The sequence below is a fragment of the Acinetobacter sp. AB03 genome (genome assembly GCF_058107045.1).
Window position 1 is genome coordinate 1 of sequence record NZ_JBUEBA010000011.1, and the last position, 16,913, is coordinate 16,913.

Here is a 16,913-nt window from a genome sequence, read left to right on the forward strand (position 1 = left end):
GTGTAATTAACCAATGCCATTAAAGCTGGCACTTCTGAAATTTTTTTAGAGGCATATAAGCCGATATTAAAATCACAAATACGGATACCAATTGGTAGTGCTGATGTTTCGTTAATCGCAAGATTCATCATGAGATACTTGTGCATATTAATTTACCTAACAGGTTGAATGTATTTTTAGATTAATGTATTTAAAGTGGGAATAACTTATGCTTAAAAATTAGAATAGCCATGGAATAAGTCGAATATTTTAATCAATTAAAAGTACCGTATGCGGTTGTAAACAAAACGCACTGGTGTATATTTGATATATCCAAATTTTCGAGATTAGTTATGGAAGTTGAAAACCTAAGTAAAGACCAGTTAGAAGACCTAATTAAAAAGGCACAAAACCAAATTGTTGTAGTAGAGAATAAGAAACTTGATGACGGTTATCTCAAAATGTTTGAGATCGCAAAAGAATTAGGCTTAACTATTCTTGAATTAAATGAGCACGGCGAAAATCGTAAATTAAATAAAAAGCCAGTGGTTAAAGCAGATCCTAAATATCGCAACCCGAATAACCACAAAGAAGTGTGGGCCGGTCGTGGTAAACGTCCATCCTGGTTAAATCGTGAGATTGAATCTGGAAAAACATTAGAAAGTTTTCTTATCGTATAAATATTAAAAGGGCTTAAATGATTTAAGCCCTTTTTTTAAATGCAATTGTCAGTGTTGTTTAGAGCACGTGCGCGACTACTTAACAAAGTTCAGCTTTGATGTGTTCTAACACATCATCTTCAACACCCTCATTAGAAAATGCTTCAATGAATTCATTCAGGTTTTCATTGCTTAATGGCAAACTTCCGTATTGATCTACTGCAATCATTTGTGAGTTATGCACCAGATATTCAATACTGCAGTCAACAGAACAAAAGGTTTCTTGAATTACATCATTCACCTGATGGCCAGACTTTTTATCGTTAGTATCAATATCACTATTACAGTGAGGGCAACTAAATAATCCCATTACGCAACTCCTTTCTCAATTAAGCTAATTACACCGTGTTCTAATTGATCATCAAACCAGTGCCAGATAATGAAGCGGTCTGTACCTTTGCCCCATAGATGAAAGTCTTCTTCGATTTCATCATCATTGTTTATCGGGGTGTTGCCAAACTCTTCCCATAATGTTTTATGGGTTTTGCCTTGCAAGCTTAATACGCCATTTTCAGAATTTGCTTCAAACCAATCTAGGATCTGATAGCGATATGTACCTTTATTCCAGATATGGAATTCGCATGGTAAGGAATTAGATTCATCAAATTGAATCTGCTGTAATTCACTCCATAACTGGTCTATTGATTTAGCCATGCTTTATAACTCCTTGCTTAATAATTCAATTTTAATAAATAAAAGCGCTCAAAAACTTTTCTTAAAAAACATATAAAATCTGTTAATAATTCCTTTTGGAAAAATACTATCTAAGCAAAACTATTGTTATTATCGAGTGAGCTTATTAAGAGGTTTAAGCATGAATCTAGATAAATACGTTAAAACAGATATAGACGATGGCAATGGTCACATTTGGCTTAAATTTACGAATGATTCAGGTAATGATACTTTTGCTTGTAGTCAATGTGGCTATATGAGACGGGTAGATAGTAATAATCGCCCACTAAACAAAAAGTGTGTTGGTAAAGTGAAAATCACGCTGCGTTAAAATTGAGATTTACAAAAACAAAATAAGAGCCAACATAGGGCTCTTTCTTATTTCATGGGGCTTTTACTGGCTTTACGGAATCAGTGTTGGAATCCAATATTTTTTAGACTACCCAACCATTGCGTAATTAATAACTTATTCCTTAGAGCCCTTTTTCTTTAGGCACACCGCCAACAATCTGAAATGGTATCCAATGGTTAACCCATTTTTCTTTGGTACCACGTTTGCCCAACCAGTAAAAGTTCCAGTGAGGAACCCGTGGATGTGGTTTTTTGGTACCTTTGTAGTTGCCAGACTTTAGATCTTCATCGCGCTTTAGGATCGCTTCATTGATCTTTTTATTTGTTTCGGTACCAACAATAGTCGGCTTGTACTTATTGGCCTCAAATAAACGCAATTCACGCTTAATCAGCTCTAATTTAGGCCTGGCTTGTGTTGTTTCTGGTGTTAATGGTCTGAGATCTGGTTCTTTTTGGCTGAACCATAGAATCAAATTGATTAGCTTCTTCTGCAGTTCCATGAACGTGTTAATTTCTTGTTCATCTGGCAAGTTCTTTTCATCAAAAAACGTATCAATGAAATCGGTCATGCAGTCCTCAACAGTTGATTCAAAATCATCATCATCAGGGAAGTGCATGGTAATGGTTTTTGCTAAGCCAGTATCGGTATATACCGTGGTAAATAGCACCTTGCGATCGTTCAACGTGTTTTTCGCAAAAATAACACCGACCACTTGTTCATTTTGCACGTAGAGATTGGCATTGTCGGTTTGAACGTAGATCGCAATATCAGGTAGGTTTAATAGGAAACCGGGGATACTGCGGTTGTACTCGGTCTTTACAAGCATTTGAATGACTTGATCTTCAAACCGATAAATATTTTTGGTTAGGCTCCATGAGCCAAGAGTAATGATTTCACCAATGTTGCAAGGTAGCTGATTGATAAATGAGAGTGGAATTTCTTGGCCAGTGGCTTGAACACCCATAATGGTACTGGTGCGTTTCATTCGTTCACGCCAGATAGGATCTCGACAATCTAGTGCAGCATATGTCCATTCATCACCACTGATTAGGCATTCGTGCGGATCTTTACTGTTTTGTCGTGCGATCGCATAAGCTTCTACACATTTCATTAAGCCATTGAGGTTAAACTTCACATGTTCTAATCGCGCTGTGATGACTTTAAGTGGTATTCCTATCTTTGGATCTAAATCTTTATTTCTCATGTTGAGCAACCAGGATCTATATCAGATCAATATCTGAAAAAATTTCGTTTAAAAAAGGACTTTAAAAGTCCTTTCGATTAGGCGTGAGCACTATTATTACAAGGCGGTGTAAACAAAGTACCATCTAAGCGGATCATTCCAAAGCCGTAGGTTTTATCACGACCAATACCATTGAGCCATGCTGTTTTAAATAGCTCTAAATCACCAACAGTCGCACTAAATGAAATATCTATGGTCTGGACTGGAATATTCAAAATGCTGAGCTGTGGTCCACATTGTTGCTCAATTATAGTGACATCCAATAGACCTTTGCTACTAAGAGCGTTTTTGGTGAATTCGGCTGCTTCATCTCCAGTTAGATTTTTACGCTTCTTACCTGAATTGCCTTTGGGTTTTTCGCCGTGGACCGAAATGTATTCTTCAATTTCTTGGCGGTTAAAGCTACATTCACGGTTAAGAGGAACCATGATTTTTCCAGTGATTTGCTGACCGTGCGAAATTTCAATGTATTCTTTGGCCATTGGGATTTTGACGTCCGATACGCACGTTCTTAAATAGATGTGCTTGCCATCTGTAAAAAATATGACTTTTGCGGAACAGAATGTCTCGACCTTATTTCGTTTAAACATTTCTCTAAAAATGTACTTGAACAAGTTCTTTTCATTTTCAGGATGTGTAAGGGCAAAACAATTGGCTGTTAGTTTTATGTTATTCAGACTCATTTCGATATCCAGTTTTCTATAAACAGCATTATTAAGAACCATTGCCTTTAAATAGCGCCTTATTGACAATAAGGGTATTATTCAGCATTTATAAACGCTAAAAGTAACTTCTATGTGCATTTAACAAAAGTGGCTTATAATATACTTAAAACCCTCAAAATTGATATAGGAACACCAGTTTTGTGTGGAAGTAAAGCGTAACACTCATATTATGAAAACCAACCACAATTTATTAAACCTACACTTTAATGATACTTATTTTTTGTGTTGTAATTTTTTTTTAAAAAAATATATGCTTTGCTGATTATTTTAAACTATTGACTGTATTTTAAGCTGTGCGTAAACTTTAAACGTTGTTTTGTACAATCCACACCTAGTTTGATCCTGTTTGGACGACTGAAAAATGAACATAAAGAATAGAACTACGTTGCAGTTTTATGAAGAACTGCAGTTGGTGTATGACCGTTTCAATGAAAGGCTATTCAAAAATGAATTACCAGATTGTTTGATTACGCTTCAACGTATCAACAAAAATACCGGTTATTGGTCTGAGAATAGATTTGCTTCGACAGAAGATGATACGGCGTATACGCACGAACTGGCCCTTAACCCTGATTACTTTGGCACCCAACCATTGCTTAACATTTTTAAATGCTATGCACATGAGATGTGTCATATGAAACAAAGCATTTTTGGTGAGCCATCTAAACGCTCATATCACAATGCTGAGTTTGCGGCATTTATGCTTGAGATCGGTTTGATTATGACTGATGACGGCACAAAAGAAGGTCGCACGACAGGCGAGAAGATGACCGAAATCGTTGCACCTGATGGCTTGTTTATTCAAGTGTGCAATGAGCTTGTCGATGAAGGGCGTATCATCAAATGGTATGACAAGTACGCACCCAAAACGATTTCAAGTCTTGAAATGATTCAAGAGCAAGTGCAGTTGTTGGAGTCCATTCCGACTGCTTCTCCAAAGCTATTTCATATTGCCTTACTTGGCAATGAAATCAATTCAGCTTTGAAATCACCTAAAAAAGAGAAGCCAGTTGCCGAACCGTCAAAAGCACCAGATTCCCTCACTGGATATGCCATCCCAACAAGTGATGAAGAAGAGGAACCGACTCCCACTACAATGAATCCCTTTGATGTAGCGATCGGACTAATCGACATATCAAATACCGGTGCAAACCTTGGCGGTTATTATCCAACGGCTTTTGATGAAGATCCGTTAGATGATGACGACAAACCAATACCAGAACCTAAGGTTGTTAAACTTTATAAGGGTGAACAACCAAACGGCGATGATAACGAGCTTATTGTACTCAAAGAAACTATGATCGGTGGAACACTCTATCAAGAGCTTGGTTTAGCCAATTTTGAAGAGCCTGAGCCTGAGCCTAAGAAACAGACTAGGGCATCTTTTGCGTGTCCTGAGTGTGGCCGTGGTGCAACGTGTAGTCCTACTTTTAGATTATCGTGTACTGAATGTGAAGTTGAACTGGTACCATCAAAATCCATTGATAAAAGCCAGGTGAAGAAAAACAAAAAGGCTGCTAAAGCTGACCAAGGGGATGCAGAATGAAAACGATTGAAGAGCTTGGAATTCTGTTTTCTTCACACAAATACCGTTTTTATAACGAAAAAGACTTACAACTCGCGATTGAGCAAATGTTTATTGCCAATGAGATTCCGTATGAACGTGAGGTTCGTCTATCAAATAAAGACATCATTGATTTTACTGTTGAGCTTGATGTCGGCAAGGTGGGTGTTGAATTAAAAATAGATGGTGCACGTAACGCATTATTGCGTCAGATCAATCGCTATTTAAGCCATGACAGCATAAAAGCGCTCTATGTGGTTGGTACACCGTATTGGGTGAATAACATTCCAATCCAACTGAACAATAAATTTATTTACCGCCATCGTATTTTAGTGGGGGTCTTCTAATGTCTAAATCTTACGGCACCATTTCTCGTCAAGAAAAAAACTGGCACATTGAATGTGAACCACATGTTAAAACACGACTTAAGCGTGTATTCCCACAAGTCAGCCAACATGCATCAAAATTTATTGAGTTAAGCGATACGCCGTCTAATTGTCACGACCTACTTTGGTTTATTGAACGTTATCCAATGCATGTTGATGATCTTAAATACATGAAAGCGCAATCTAAGGCTTATGTGTCGCTAAAAGAAGATATTTTGGATGTGATGGACTATAAACGTCCGATCAAAACATTTGATCTTGCCGTGCCTCCATATGAGTATCAAAGAGCAGCTGCAGATCTACTACTTAATGTTAAAGGTTTGCTCTTGGGGGATGATTTGGGCCTTGGCAAAACAGCGAGTGGAATATGTCCGATGATTCTACCTGAATCGCTCCCGGCGCTTTTTGTGACAATGACACATCTTCCAATGCAAATTAAGAATGAAATTGAACGCTTTGCTCCGCACCTAAAATGTCACATCCTAAAGAAAGCATCGCCTTATCCATTGCACAAAGAGGGTGAAGCAGCACCCGATGTCATTATCACCAGTTATTCAAAGTTGAACGGTTGGGCTGAATATCTTGCCGGAAAGATTAAGTACGTAGTGTTTGACGAGATCCAAGAGTTACGGACTGGCTATACATCGCAAAAGTATTCCGCTGCTAAACTCATTAGTGACCAAGCTGAATTACGCCTCGGTCTATCAGCTACACCGATTTATAACTACGGTGATGAATTCTACAACATCATTGAAATATTGCGTCCAGATAGCTTAGGTACCGCTACCGAATTCGCTCGTGAGTGGTGTTCACACGAAAAACGTATTAATGATCCTAAAGCGTTCGGGATGTTTTTACGTGATGAAGGTCTAATGTTGCGCCGTACTCGAGCAGATGTAAATCGAGAGTTACCGCCAGTACAAATCATCCCTCAATATGTCGAAAGCGATCCTAAAGTACTGGATCAAATTAAGGGCAAGGCAATGGAACTGGCAAAAGTAATTTTAAGCTCTACTCAAGAATTCCAAGGGCAAAAGCTTCGTGCGACAGAAGAATTCAATATTATGATGCGCCAAGCAACAGGTATCGCCAAAGCGCCGTATGTCGCTGAGTTCGTGCGTATGCTTGTTGAGTCTGGTGAATCAGTCATGCTTTATGGTTGGCATCGAGATGTGTACAACATTTGGCTAGAACGCTTGGCTGAATTCAATCCTGTTATGTATACAGGTACGGAAGGACCTGCAGCTAAGGAACGATCTAAACAAGCATTCTTGAATGATGAAAGTAAAGTCTTCATTAGTTCATTACGTTCATCTGCCGGGCTTGATGGCTTGCAGTACCACTCAAAATGCAAAACATTTGTGTTTGGTGAGTTGGATTGGTCGCCTGGTGTTCATGATCAATGTATTGGTCGCTTAGACCGTGACGGTCAAATCAAACAGATCTCGGCATATTACTTGTTGGCTGATTCGGGTTCAGATCCAATTATTTCTGATGTCTTAGGCATCAAAAAAGGCCAGTTGGAAGGAGTTAAAAACCCGAATGGCGAATTATTTGAACATTTAATTACGGACGGTGGCGGTATCAAGCGCTTAGCCGAACACATACTGAATAAGAAGGTAGCTTAAGAGAAACTTTATGACTGAACTTTACCTAGCTTGTTTTAGAGATTCTGCTACAAAACTTCGGTATGACCAGGCCCTTTCGTTAAAAGATCGCTATATTCTTCTTCCTTTTGATATAGCCGATGCACATAAACTACCATGGTGCTATTTATGAATATTGAAATGCTTTTGTGTATGTCCAACTTAAATTGACCAACAAATTAGGTTCTTTATCCAAAGCGAATAGATCTGAATAAACATTAAAGTTTTTACCCAAAAATGCATTGTGTAAGAAGTGAATAAGGTCTAGATCCACGTAGTTAACCGTAGACACAATCTTTAAGTATTCAGACAAAGCTTTAAACATCGGTGTTAGCTCTGCGATGGCACGGCTATACCGCTGTTCTGATTTATGCTCTCTATATTTTTCAAAGCCATTTTTCAAAATCCTTTTGAGCTCTGCATCATCAAATGGAATATTTGAATAAAACTCACCAGTACTAAGATCTCCAAAATTAGACATAAAGTTATCAATCACGGGTAATTTACGTTCTAGAGATAAGCGCTGCGTTGATCTGATTAATTTAATGAATGAATAGAAAAACGGTAAGAAGCGTCTGTAGTAATCATAAATGACCTCTGCAAGCTTACGATCGCGAACATCAGCATTGATGGGTACACATTTAGGATATTGCGTAACAAAATTGGGTTTCTGCAGATAAATGGTTAGGTCCTTAAACACCTCAGCACCATTTAGGCGATTAGATTTAAGAAATGACCAATCTACCAAGTCATAATCTACTGCACGAATCTCTCTTAGATTTAATTCATCAAACTTAAAGTTGAGTAGGCGTAGGTAATCTACAAAATTAGCCAAGTACCATGGCTGAGTTTTATCGATGTTGTATTCAGGATGACTATCAATGTCCAAGTGATTTAATAAATTGGTCCACGACTGGTCAATTCCAGCCAAATTAACTTGTTTGTCTATTCGATCAGGGGTAAGCATAGTAATCCCAATTGTATATACTAATTCGTAAGAAATTAGATACATTGTATCAATAATTCCTAGAATAAATATTCTTTTAAATTTTTTATCAATTCTAATTCGCCACACAACAAAAATGCTTATTTACTGAGCTAAAAACTTATATCCAATTAATTAAAACCCTATATAATTATTTTAATACTCTAATTCGAGTGAGTTGTTATGATTAGTGATCCAATCGAAATCGCAAAATTAAAACAAAGCATCTTAGATTTAAGAAACAATATTTTTCCTCCACAAAACCTTTTAACGGTTGATGGATTACCAATTTATTATGGTGAGAAAAAGTTTGTTGATGAATATCTTGCACAATGGATGGACTTTTATCAAAAAGCATTAGAACTTTCTAATCCTTTTGGTGATCCTATTGATTTGTCCGAAATAAATGAAATTCATTTGCCTGTGCATTTTAATTTGCCCGTGTTTGCTCGTAATGTCACTCGCATGATTTTAAATAAAACACTGGCCAAGGAATCTATTACTTTTCGTTCAAGTGCAGATCTGTTTGAGAAGTGCGGATACTTCAATCGTGAATATACGGATTTAATTTATGAGTACTTTGATCGTGATGAAGATAACGTATTGGTCGGGCATCGACCGTATAACGATATTCGTGCGTACTTGTTTTATGCCGGCGATGAAGAGCGTCATCGCACGAGATTTTATAACTCTGGCCTGGTGCTCGGTTATCCCGAAGGTTGGAATAGCATTGAGATCTTAGATAATCGTAACAACACCCGAAAACAGCGTAGTGATGCTTATACAAACCCTTTAGCGAAAAATAACACATGGTTCATCTACAAGAAGCTGTAATTAGCCAAAGCGCCGTGCGAGATCGCAATAGAGCCTTGGATCTATTGAAGTGGATTGCGATTGTGACCATGGTTATTGACCACGCATCAATATTATTTCCTCAATATAATCTGTTGTTGAGGACGATTGGCCGTTGGGCTTTTCCTATTTTTTGTATCATGCTTGCATTCAATTTGAACCAAGCTATTTCTAAAAAGAAAACCCATACATTAAAAAACTATTTTAAAAATTTGGCGTTGTTTTGTGTGCTATCAGAAGTACCGTATCAACTATTCAACCAAGAGCCATTTACAACTCTGAACGTCATGCCTACGTTGCTTTTAGGATTTTTGCTTGTTGTATTAGGGGAATCTAAACATAAATATGCAACGCTGCAGTTTGTCTCTCTGTTAGTCGTGATCACATTGCTATCTAATTTTATTATGTATAGCGTGTGGGGCGTTTTATTAATTGTATTCCTGTATTTATTCTTTAAAACAACCAACGTTCATTCTAAGAAATACTTTTTAATGATCAGCGTCTTGCTCACTTCATTGGCCAACATTTTCAACTGGTTGATTGGTGGCTACTATACGGATATGACTACATATTCTTTGGCATTCTCATTTGCTGTCAGTAGCGCCATTGCAACGTGTATTGGTGCACAATTCCTACTGAAAGGACAGCACATGAATATACCTTTTGAATTACCGCCAGTGGGGAAGTGGGCGTACTGGTTCTATCCAGTACATCTCGTCATCATTTGGATTCTTTTTAAATTTGCATAATAAATTTAGGCATAAAAAAAGCACCAAAGTATTTATGACTAAGGTGCTTTTTTATTGCTTAATCAGCGTTATTCGCTAGATCCAGCATCTAAACCGAATGAGCTAATTTCTTGCTGTCTTTCTTGCTCAGCTGCTTGTTCTGGTGATGCTTGTGGAGTAGGTGCACCAGATTGGTTATTTTGTTGATCATATTGATTCAGCAATTGCTTTAATGCTTCAGGATCTTGAGCAATTTGATTCGCAATTTCTAATGTTGGGTCCTGTTGTTTTTTACCAGCAGCATAACCAAAAATAGCCAAACCAATGAAAGCAGCAAAGAAAGTGGCAAGTACGATCAGTACAAATTTACCAATAATGCTACCTTTGAAGCGTTCAAACCAAGTTTCATCTTCATAGTGGTAAGGTTGGTTAATGTTTTGGCAACCATAGCTAAATGCATCCATCCACGCATTACGAACCAATTGTTTAATTTGTTCTGTTTGCGGTAAATGACCTTTTTTAGCCACGTTTACTTTGATTTTTGGCTCTGCTAATACAAAACGTTTTTCTTCACCATTACCTAGTGTATTAACGAGCTCTACGGTACCAGAACAAGTGAAATAACGACCAACATCATTGTTTTCTAAAGTATCAAAACCACTGATTTGTATTGTTAACTCTTTAAGATCGGCATTCGGGATTTTTATATTTTTAGGTTGACGATTCAAATCTTCAGAATCCGTATCAACTGAGATTGTTAAAAGGTCATTGTTACTAAAAATTGAAACAAGAGGGTCGTGAGATAGAATGTCTTTTTGCTTCTTAATTAAACTCACAATGTATCACCAGTTAAAATAGAAATTAAAAGTATTATATTTTAAAAAAGGGTTTTAGTGATAGTTTATTTTATGTTTAACGTAAAAAAGCCACTTTTAAGAAAGTGGCTTTTAGGTTTAAGGGAGGTAGTTATTATTTATAAAATATTCCTTTTTAATTCTCTTAATCTCCATGCCTTTGTCTAAAAGCAATTTAAACTCATTAAAATCATCACGCATAAGCTTATGAACCTTTAATGATTTTTGACTCTTAGCTTTGATAGCACTGTTGTATTGTACTGCAGCAACCAGATCGTAATGCTTATTTAGATCCAAACCATAAAGTGATGTTAATTTTTCAGAAATATAATCAAATATAACGGTCAAACAGATGACCTTATTGTTAGTGTTAGTCAGTATCTCTTCTGGAAATTCATTATTTCCCGAAGCTGCACTGGCTAAACGTGCCCATTCTGTCATGGGTAGGGAACCATCTTCACCAATCACGTTGATTAAGTTGTTTAAAAAGATAAAGCGGTGATTAAAAAACTTCACTTTGCTTTTTTGCAAAATTCTAAATGTATAAACGTTTGCCCAATACACAACATAGTTTTTAATCTTTAGACCATTGATTGAGTCTTGCGTTAATAAATCTTCATTGGTGATGCCATGATATTGAGTTGCTTCTTCAGTGACTTGTTTTTTTGGCTTCCAGTAGCTCTCTTCAGCATTATAAAGATACTGAGCCTGTTCTATTGATGATGTGCGGCACTTTTTAATACGCGTCAAAATAGACGACTTAATAATGTCAGGCACATCAACTGGATTCTTGACTTTGGCGGTAAATTCCAGTGTGAGGAAACATAATGGTGCTGGCATAGCTTGGCCTTTCTAATATCCCTTAATTTATAACTTAAAACGTTCTATTTTCTGAATTGATATTCGCGAAATAAGGAACTAATTGCTTTTCTCGGTCATGAATGTATGCAGTTGATGACATATCCAATACCGCACCTGGTACATAAGTTAGGTTTAGATTGATATTTTCACCGTTACCATCGATCAAGACGCCATTAAACCGCGCTTTGTCTGGATCTCCTTTTACAAATAGCTGTTGGCCAACATAACCGGACAAGCTATTGATATAGAGGTTTTTCATTTTTTCCGAAGATTGCAAAGCATTTATATAGAGAAGATCCATAATTTTTTCTTCTCCATTTTGATTTCTAATTTTTACTGTTTTTGGACCAACAACATCCACAATTGTAGCAATCCATAAGTCATGATGTTCAACTTCCCAACCATTGTAGCGACTTTCAATCCAATCGGGGCTTAAGAGTCTTGGCTTAAAGGGGTAGGAGTAGATTTTGAATATTAAGATCGAAACCACAATTATGATTGGCAAGCCAAAACATATTTTTATTTTATGTTTCTTAAAAGCACTGTTAAACATAACCGTATATACCAAAAAATTTAAAATCATTTTAACTTAAAATAATAAGTTTGTATTGGTTAAAACCATTGATATATCAATTATTCATCACTGTTATAGGTATAACCATCATCACTACTGCGATCTTTACCTACTAATAATTCTTCAATACGCTTAGCTTCAGCTATTGTTCTGAGTGCATTTTCCTTTTTTTCTTGTCGTTCTGTATTTTCACGAATCGCTTCAAGAATCTCAGGAGATAAGGCCTTTTCAGGTTGTTGTTCTTGGGCTTCAGGCTCGGAAGCACTTGCTTCTTCAGCCTTTATAGGTTGGTCTTTTTTCTTAGGATCTACCAAGTCATAAAACACAAGTTCTTTTGATTCACTCGTTGCGGATTCGTCTAAAAACTTCTTTTCTTGACCTTTTAATGGATCTTGTTCATTTGGAGTATTAGAGTTATTACAGGCACTTAAAAGGGTGGAAATTAAAATAACCGTTGCGAAGTTAAAAAGGGTTTTAGACACGTTGAAAATCCTTTAATATAATAACGTATTCTACATAATAAAAGTCCGTAGGTAAAAGTATGTCTTCAGATAAAAATAGTTCTGATAGTGCTACACAAAAGGTAAATATTACCAATGAGGTTTTAGATGAAGCTGCCATTAAACAGGCAATTGAAGCTAATCAACCCCGTAAATCAGGTATTTTAAAGCGAGTCTTTTTTGATTTCGGGCGTAAAAGCCACTGGAGTTCAGCTAGAAAAGGGTTTTTACCGCATTTATCTAATATTAGATCAATGCTGTCGCCAACATGCCCCGAATGCGGTAAATCGATTTTAATGCATGACAACAGGATTCCACGTTCTTATAAAGGCAACGTGAATTGGGTATGTGCACACCCTTTATGTGAATATGAAATTGTCGCACCTAACAATTTTAAACAACTGAAAAAACTCATTGCTAATACTCACTACCCAAGAGGGCAAGAACGTTTAGCTTCAATGAGTAATGATGAAATAGACAAGCTTATTAAAAACCATCAGTTTTCTTCTTATTTGTATTTAGCATTATCTATGTTTACAGGCTTGTACGTAGTTTATATGTTCTTTAAAGCGCTATATCCAATGCTTGTTGTACCAGGTGTATTATTGGTGTTTTATCTATACATGGTTAGCATCAATTCAGCTTATCGTGCATGGCAAGTCCGTACTGGTCTTTTATTCTTACCGAATTCGCCATTCTTGGCATGGTTCCGCTATGCGCCAAAAAAATATAGCTTATCGTGGTATGACGGCAAAAACCCATTGCCAGTTGAAACACTGAATAAGTTAGCTGACCGTAAACAGCACCTAATCGACAATTTCAACAACAACGATAAAGGTGCTGATTAATATGCTGTTAAAACCAACGCTATTTGCGACTCTATTAGGATCAAGCGTTGCTTATGCTCAATTGCCTCAAAGTTCTGAGGCTCTAGGTTCATATGCAAACCATGTCAATTCTAATGGATCAAGTACACCATATCGACCATTTCAGGTCATGACCAACACTCAGCAAGAAACGGCGCCAGCAAAGCAAAGAGGCTTTACGAGTCGTTACTTGGGCGTGAAGTACACACCGAAAAAAACTGAAGAAACTTCGACTAGCACTGAGCGCACGGCAGTTGCACAAAATGGACCACAACCTAGTGGCCAGCAAGCACCAGCACCACAACAACAACCCGTTCGCCAGAATATCCGTCCTGTTACTTATACCTATCCAACTACGCAATACAATCAAGCGAGTGCATCTTACGATCAAACCGTACCGGGTAGAGTCGCTACTTTGAGTTGTGTTATTCATGCTGCGCGGTCAGAAGGTGTTCCGCTGTATGTTTTATTGGGTATACATAGCAAAGAGCGTGGTACCAATGGACAAACAGTGCAAAACAAAAACCTTTCATTGGATATGGGGCAATTCCAAATCAATACCATACACTTTAAACGTGGCGGTATGTTTGAAAATTATAACAGCCATTATGTGCGTACTGATGGATGTCTGAATGCGCGACTTGCAGCCAAGATCTTGCGAAATCGATTAACCACAAAACCGTCAACCGATTTTTGGGTTAGAGCAGCTGCTTACCACTCATGGACGCCATCTTTTAATGCGATATATCGCAATGGCACGGCGAAACAACCTGGTTTAGTTGCGTATGCACTTCAATGGAAAAAATGGCTTGAGAGAAAGGGGATAAATCCTAACTAATCAGCTGAATATATTTTTTAAGAAAAAAATTGCAGTTACGTAATGCGATATAATTTACCTATTCTTTACCCACTAAGGATTCAAAATGAACCTTAATACAACTTTAAAAAGTTTAGCTTTAACCTTATCCATGTCTGTTGTTGCTACTGCAGCTCAAGCCGATTTTGTTGGCAAAGTTGTACGTATTTCTGACGGCGACACTATCACCGTTTTAAACAACAACAATGAGCAGATCCGTGTTCGCTTCAACCAGATTGATGCACCAGAAAAAAGTCAAGCTTTTGGTCAGAAATCGCGTCAGAACATCAGTTTCTTGCATGAAACGATTGTGTATGTGCAAGAAAATAGTAAGGACCGCTACGGTCGTACTCTTGGTACCATTTTTCAGATGCGTACAAACCAAGTGCCCAACTTAAACATCGTGAATAGTGTTAACTATAAGCAAGTTAAAGATGGCTATGCATGGGCTTATCGTGAATATCTCAAAGATAAAATTATTTTGAGTGCTGAAAGCAACGCACGTTCTCAACGCCTTGGTTTATGGGCTGATCCAAACCCTGTTTATCCAAGCCAGTACCGTCACAATAAGTAATATTGATGAACGGTGAATTAAATACCGCTAAAGCCGTAGCGGTATTAAATAAATATCTACTGCAACAACAATGTGGTAATCGTATGGAACTGCAGTTTTTCAGTGAAGAACTGCAAGCTCAGATTGAAGCTCTCAGCTTGGCTTCTGTACGAAATGAGTTGGTTACTCAGTTGGCAAATTTGGGAAAATGTCTTTGTGATGAAAAGTTGGTGAATTGTTCAGCCAACGCAAATTACTCAGAAGTGGCAATAGATTTCCTTGAAATGCACTTAGAGTCGCTGGAAGGGCGACAGTTCAAAGAAGGTTTTATATGACATCTATTGTCATATCCACGGAATCCAATTAATCACCAGATCAGAACGAACCACTAAGCAATTAGTGGTTTTTTTCCTAAGGGAACTAGATCAATTGTAGATTTTTAAAAGGTAATGTTATGCCGAACAAAGATGATGAACATGCAACTAAATAAAGCTTTCTACCTTTACCTTACTTTTGTAGCGATTCTTTGGGCTATTATCTGGTGGTGTTTACTGATTAATATGCACCAGTACTTTAGTGCGGTTTTTTATGTTTTAACGGGGTACTATTTTATTAATAAAATTTTGATGAAAATTAGTCCTTATATGGTTGAAATTAGTTCTTCATCTAAATATTCATCACCGCCATACAATTCAACCAAGGTTGGAATATAAGCGCCATATTCCAACTTATTATTCTCTTGCTTGGTTGGAAATGCAGTTAAACCCTCATAACCTTCGGTTGATTTTAATGAAGATGAAGGAGTCTTTAAAGTTGAAATAGATCGAGCCACTTTGTTATATAACATTTTTGCTCGAAGCACCTCAAAGGTATATCCTCGTCCCATTCGATTTGCGACCCTTGTAATACCATTATGCCCCTCAGTATAAGCATTGGTAATTCTTATTGGCGCATCCCAATAGGTGAATATATCCTCAAAGTGATTATTCACAGTTTTAGCAACGTCACGGAAAGACTTTAAATATTTGGGAATACTGCTTTCCCATTCATGAAACCTTTGTATGGCATCGTCTTTGGTTGTTGCTTCATAAATATTATAAAACTGCTCTTTGAGGTCATAAGCTTCCTTAAACTCAGGATGCCATTTTTCTAAATTTCCTAAAATTCTTTGTTGATCTTCGGTCAATGAATTTGGTCGTCTAAGCAGTATCCACCGTAAATGTTTTTTCATATTCAGTCGGGCATCACGATCCAAACTATTTTGTAAAGCTTTACGTTCAGTGTCTAAAGCTTCACTTGCCATTCTCACTACATGAAACTTATCAATAACCAACTTGGCATTTGGTAGGTGCAGACGGAATGACTTTTTGAAGGGTCGCCACATATCACTACAAATCCATTCTACTTTTTCTGCATCAGGCAGTTTGGCGAAGTATGGTATCAATGTATCTTGAGTTCTTTCAGGCAACATATCATATAAGCTGTTCATAGCAAGGTTGGTGATGATACAGCGATATGTTCCCATCAATTTAAGTTCATCAATACCCATAATCGTTGGAGTTTCAAACTTAATATCTCGTTCTAATTCCTCCACGAAATCGAGCGTAATATTTTTAATGGTGTTCACGACTACACCCGTATCTTCGGCAAGCTGTGTAAAAGTTCGATCTAAGCAACGCTTGCGTACTTGCTGAATCAGCCGATGGGTCGCTCTGCGTTTTTCATCTAAGAAGCTGAGTTGAGGGGTAATCATGCTTTTGCATTCAGAACAGCGATAGCGTGTTCGTATCACCTCAATTTTTACAGGTTGCATCTGCAAGGGGGTATCAGCAAAATGATTGATACGCTGGCCGTGCTTATATAAGCGTCCACCGCATTCAGGGCATGTTTCCAAATGCTCACCGCTTGACTGTACGGTAATCATAATACAGCCATCTTCATTACGGTAATCTATCGGCTGTACACCTTCCAGTTGCAGAATATCAATCATTCCAATAC

General features: G+C 37.4%; 21 protein-coding genes. 11 read left to right on the plus strand and 10 right to left on the minus strand.

The features are described from left to right. The first annotated feature begins 332 nt into the window (after window positions 1-332). Window positions 333-659 (plus strand): H-NS histone family protein, encoded by a 327-nt coding sequence (locus ACY3FQ_RS16560; protein WP_024160744.1) that lies wholly within the window; start codon window positions 333-335, stop codon window positions 657-659. A gap of 79 nt (window positions 660-738) precedes the next feature. Here ACY3FQ_RS16560 and ACY3FQ_RS16565 read toward each other — a convergent pair whose 3' ends face one another. Both ACY3FQ_RS16565 and ACY3FQ_RS16570 read right to left on the minus strand, forming a co-directional pair. After that, complete coding sequence (locus ACY3FQ_RS16565) at window positions 739-1,008, minus strand: hypothetical protein (RefSeq protein ID WP_024160743.1); 270 nt, start codon at window positions 1,006-1,008, stop codon at window positions 739-741. Then, on the minus strand, window positions 1,008-1,352 hold the full coding sequence (locus ACY3FQ_RS16570) for a hypothetical protein (RefSeq protein ID WP_038350037.1): 345 nt from the start codon (window positions 1,350-1,352) through the stop codon (window positions 1,008-1,010). Before ACY3FQ_RS16570 ends, ACY3FQ_RS16565 begins: the two co-directional genes overlap by 1 nt. Window positions 1,353-1,512: 160 nt before the next feature. Between ACY3FQ_RS16570 and ACY3FQ_RS16575 the strand changes: the two genes are divergently transcribed. Then, window positions 1,513-1,701, plus strand: a complete 189-nt coding sequence (locus tag ACY3FQ_RS16575) for a hypothetical protein (RefSeq protein ID WP_125274517.1) — start codon at window positions 1,513-1,515, stop codon at window positions 1,699-1,701. Window positions 1,702-1,843: 142 nt separating this feature from the next. Here the strand turns inward: ACY3FQ_RS16575 and ACY3FQ_RS16580 are convergent, their stop codons facing one another. Together ACY3FQ_RS16580 and ACY3FQ_RS16585 are read right to left on the minus strand one after the other, a co-directional pair. Beyond that, the gene (locus ACY3FQ_RS16580) at window positions 1,844-2,926 is read right to left on the minus strand and encodes an AcrVA2 family anti-CRISPR protein (protein ID WP_098733232.1); all 1,083 of its coding nucleotides are present in this window, start codon (window positions 2,924-2,926) and stop codon (window positions 1,844-1,846) included. 77 nt (window positions 2,927-3,003) lie between these two features. Beyond that, entirely contained in the window at window positions 3,004-3,648 is a 645-nt protein-coding gene (locus tag ACY3FQ_RS16585; protein ID WP_227504916.1) for a type I-E CRISPR-associated protein Cas6/Cse3/CasE, read from the minus strand. 403 nt (window positions 3,649-4,051) lie between these two features. Here ACY3FQ_RS16585 and ACY3FQ_RS16590 point away from each other — a divergent pair, with 403 nt between their 5' ends. The 3 genes from ACY3FQ_RS16590 to ACY3FQ_RS16600 are packed head-to-tail and all read left to right on the plus strand — an operon-like array spanning window position 4,052 to window position 7,268. Further along, window positions 4,052-5,236, plus strand: a complete 1,185-nt coding sequence (locus tag ACY3FQ_RS16590; protein WP_098733233.1) for a SprT-like domain-containing protein — start codon at window positions 4,052-4,054, stop codon at window positions 5,234-5,236. After that, window positions 5,233-5,601 carry a hypothetical protein gene (locus ACY3FQ_RS16595; RefSeq protein WP_005006108.1) on the plus strand — a complete coding sequence of 123 codons (369 nt, stop codon included), beginning with the start codon at window positions 5,233-5,235 and terminating at the stop codon, window positions 5,599-5,601. The genes ACY3FQ_RS16590 and ACY3FQ_RS16595 overlap by 4 nt, the downstream gene beginning before the upstream one ends. Then, window positions 5,601-7,268, plus strand: coding sequence for an SNF2-related protein (locus tag ACY3FQ_RS16600; RefSeq protein WP_024160737.1), 1,668 nt, complete (start codon window positions 5,601-5,603; stop codon window positions 7,266-7,268). The genes ACY3FQ_RS16595 and ACY3FQ_RS16600 overlap by 1 nt, the downstream gene beginning before the upstream one ends. A 145-nt stretch (window positions 7,269-7,413) precedes the next feature. On the opposite strand, the gene ACY3FQ_RS16605 is transcribed toward ACY3FQ_RS16600, so the two are convergent. Further along, window positions 7,414-8,253 (minus strand): hypothetical protein, encoded by an 840-nt coding sequence (locus ACY3FQ_RS16605; RefSeq protein WP_227553478.1) that lies wholly within the window; start codon window positions 8,251-8,253, stop codon window positions 7,414-7,416. Window positions 8,254-8,454: 201 nt separating this feature from the next. Here ACY3FQ_RS16605 and ACY3FQ_RS16610 point away from each other — a divergent pair, with 201 nt between their 5' ends. Further along, window positions 8,455-9,105, plus strand: a complete 651-nt coding sequence (locus ACY3FQ_RS16610) for a hypothetical protein (RefSeq protein WP_024160879.1) — start codon at window positions 8,455-8,457, stop codon at window positions 9,103-9,105. Continuing rightward, a complete protein-coding gene (locus ACY3FQ_RS16615; RefSeq protein WP_043041422.1) occupies window positions 9,081-9,872 on the plus strand; it encodes a TraX family protein in 792 nt (263 codons plus the stop codon). The genes ACY3FQ_RS16610 and ACY3FQ_RS16615 overlap by 25 nt, the downstream gene beginning before the upstream one ends. Before the next feature lie 68 nt (window positions 9,873-9,940). On the opposite strand, the gene ACY3FQ_RS16620 is transcribed toward ACY3FQ_RS16615, so the two are convergent. The 4 genes from ACY3FQ_RS16620 to ACY3FQ_RS16635 form a co-directional block, all read right to left on the minus strand. Next, complete coding sequence (locus ACY3FQ_RS16620) at window positions 9,941-10,687, minus strand: hypothetical protein (protein WP_024160733.1); 747 nt, start codon at window positions 10,685-10,687, stop codon at window positions 9,941-9,943. Window positions 10,688-10,804: 117 nt separating this feature from the next. Continuing rightward, complete coding sequence (locus tag ACY3FQ_RS16625) at window positions 10,805-11,545, minus strand: hypothetical protein (RefSeq protein ID WP_044111932.1); 741 nt, start codon at window positions 11,543-11,545, stop codon at window positions 10,805-10,807. A gap of 34 nt (window positions 11,546-11,579) precedes the next feature. After that, window positions 11,580-12,119 carry a hypothetical protein gene (locus tag ACY3FQ_RS16630; RefSeq protein ID WP_024160732.1) on the minus strand — a complete coding sequence of 180 codons (540 nt, stop codon included), beginning with the start codon at window positions 12,117-12,119 and terminating at the stop codon, window positions 11,580-11,582. 80 nt (window positions 12,120-12,199) lie between these two features. After that, a complete protein-coding gene (locus ACY3FQ_RS16635) occupies window positions 12,200-12,622 on the minus strand; it encodes a hypothetical protein (protein WP_024160731.1) in 423 nt (140 codons plus the stop codon). A gap of 59 nt (window positions 12,623-12,681) precedes the next feature. Here ACY3FQ_RS16635 and ACY3FQ_RS16640 point away from each other — a divergent pair, with 59 nt between their 5' ends. From ACY3FQ_RS16640 to ACY3FQ_RS16655, 4 genes are all read left to right on the plus strand, one after another. Then, complete coding sequence (locus ACY3FQ_RS16640; protein WP_024160730.1) at window positions 12,682-13,488, plus strand: hypothetical protein; 807 nt, start codon at window positions 12,682-12,684, stop codon at window positions 13,486-13,488. A 1-nt stretch (window position 13,489) separates the two neighbouring features. After that, on the plus strand, window positions 13,490-14,344 hold the full coding sequence (locus ACY3FQ_RS16645; protein WP_047471641.1) for a transglycosylase SLT domain-containing protein: 855 nt from the start codon (window positions 13,490-13,492) through the stop codon (window positions 14,342-14,344). A gap of 85 nt (window positions 14,345-14,429) precedes the next feature. After that, window positions 14,430-14,936 (plus strand): thermonuclease family protein, encoded by a 507-nt coding sequence (locus tag ACY3FQ_RS16650; RefSeq protein ID WP_005006141.1) that lies wholly within the window; start codon window positions 14,430-14,432, stop codon window positions 14,934-14,936. Window positions 14,937-14,941: 5 nt separating this feature from the next. Continuing rightward, complete coding sequence (locus tag ACY3FQ_RS16655; RefSeq protein ID WP_005006143.1) at window positions 14,942-15,250, plus strand: hypothetical protein; 309 nt, start codon at window positions 14,942-14,944, stop codon at window positions 15,248-15,250. A 305-nt stretch (window positions 15,251-15,555) separates the two neighbouring features. Here ACY3FQ_RS16655 and ACY3FQ_RS16660 read toward each other — a convergent pair whose 3' ends face one another. Further along, window positions 15,556-16,905, minus strand: coding sequence for an ISL3 family transposase (locus ACY3FQ_RS16660; protein ID WP_047471638.1), 1,350 nt, complete (start codon window positions 16,903-16,905; stop codon window positions 15,556-15,558). Window positions 16,906-16,913: the final 8 nt, after the last annotated feature.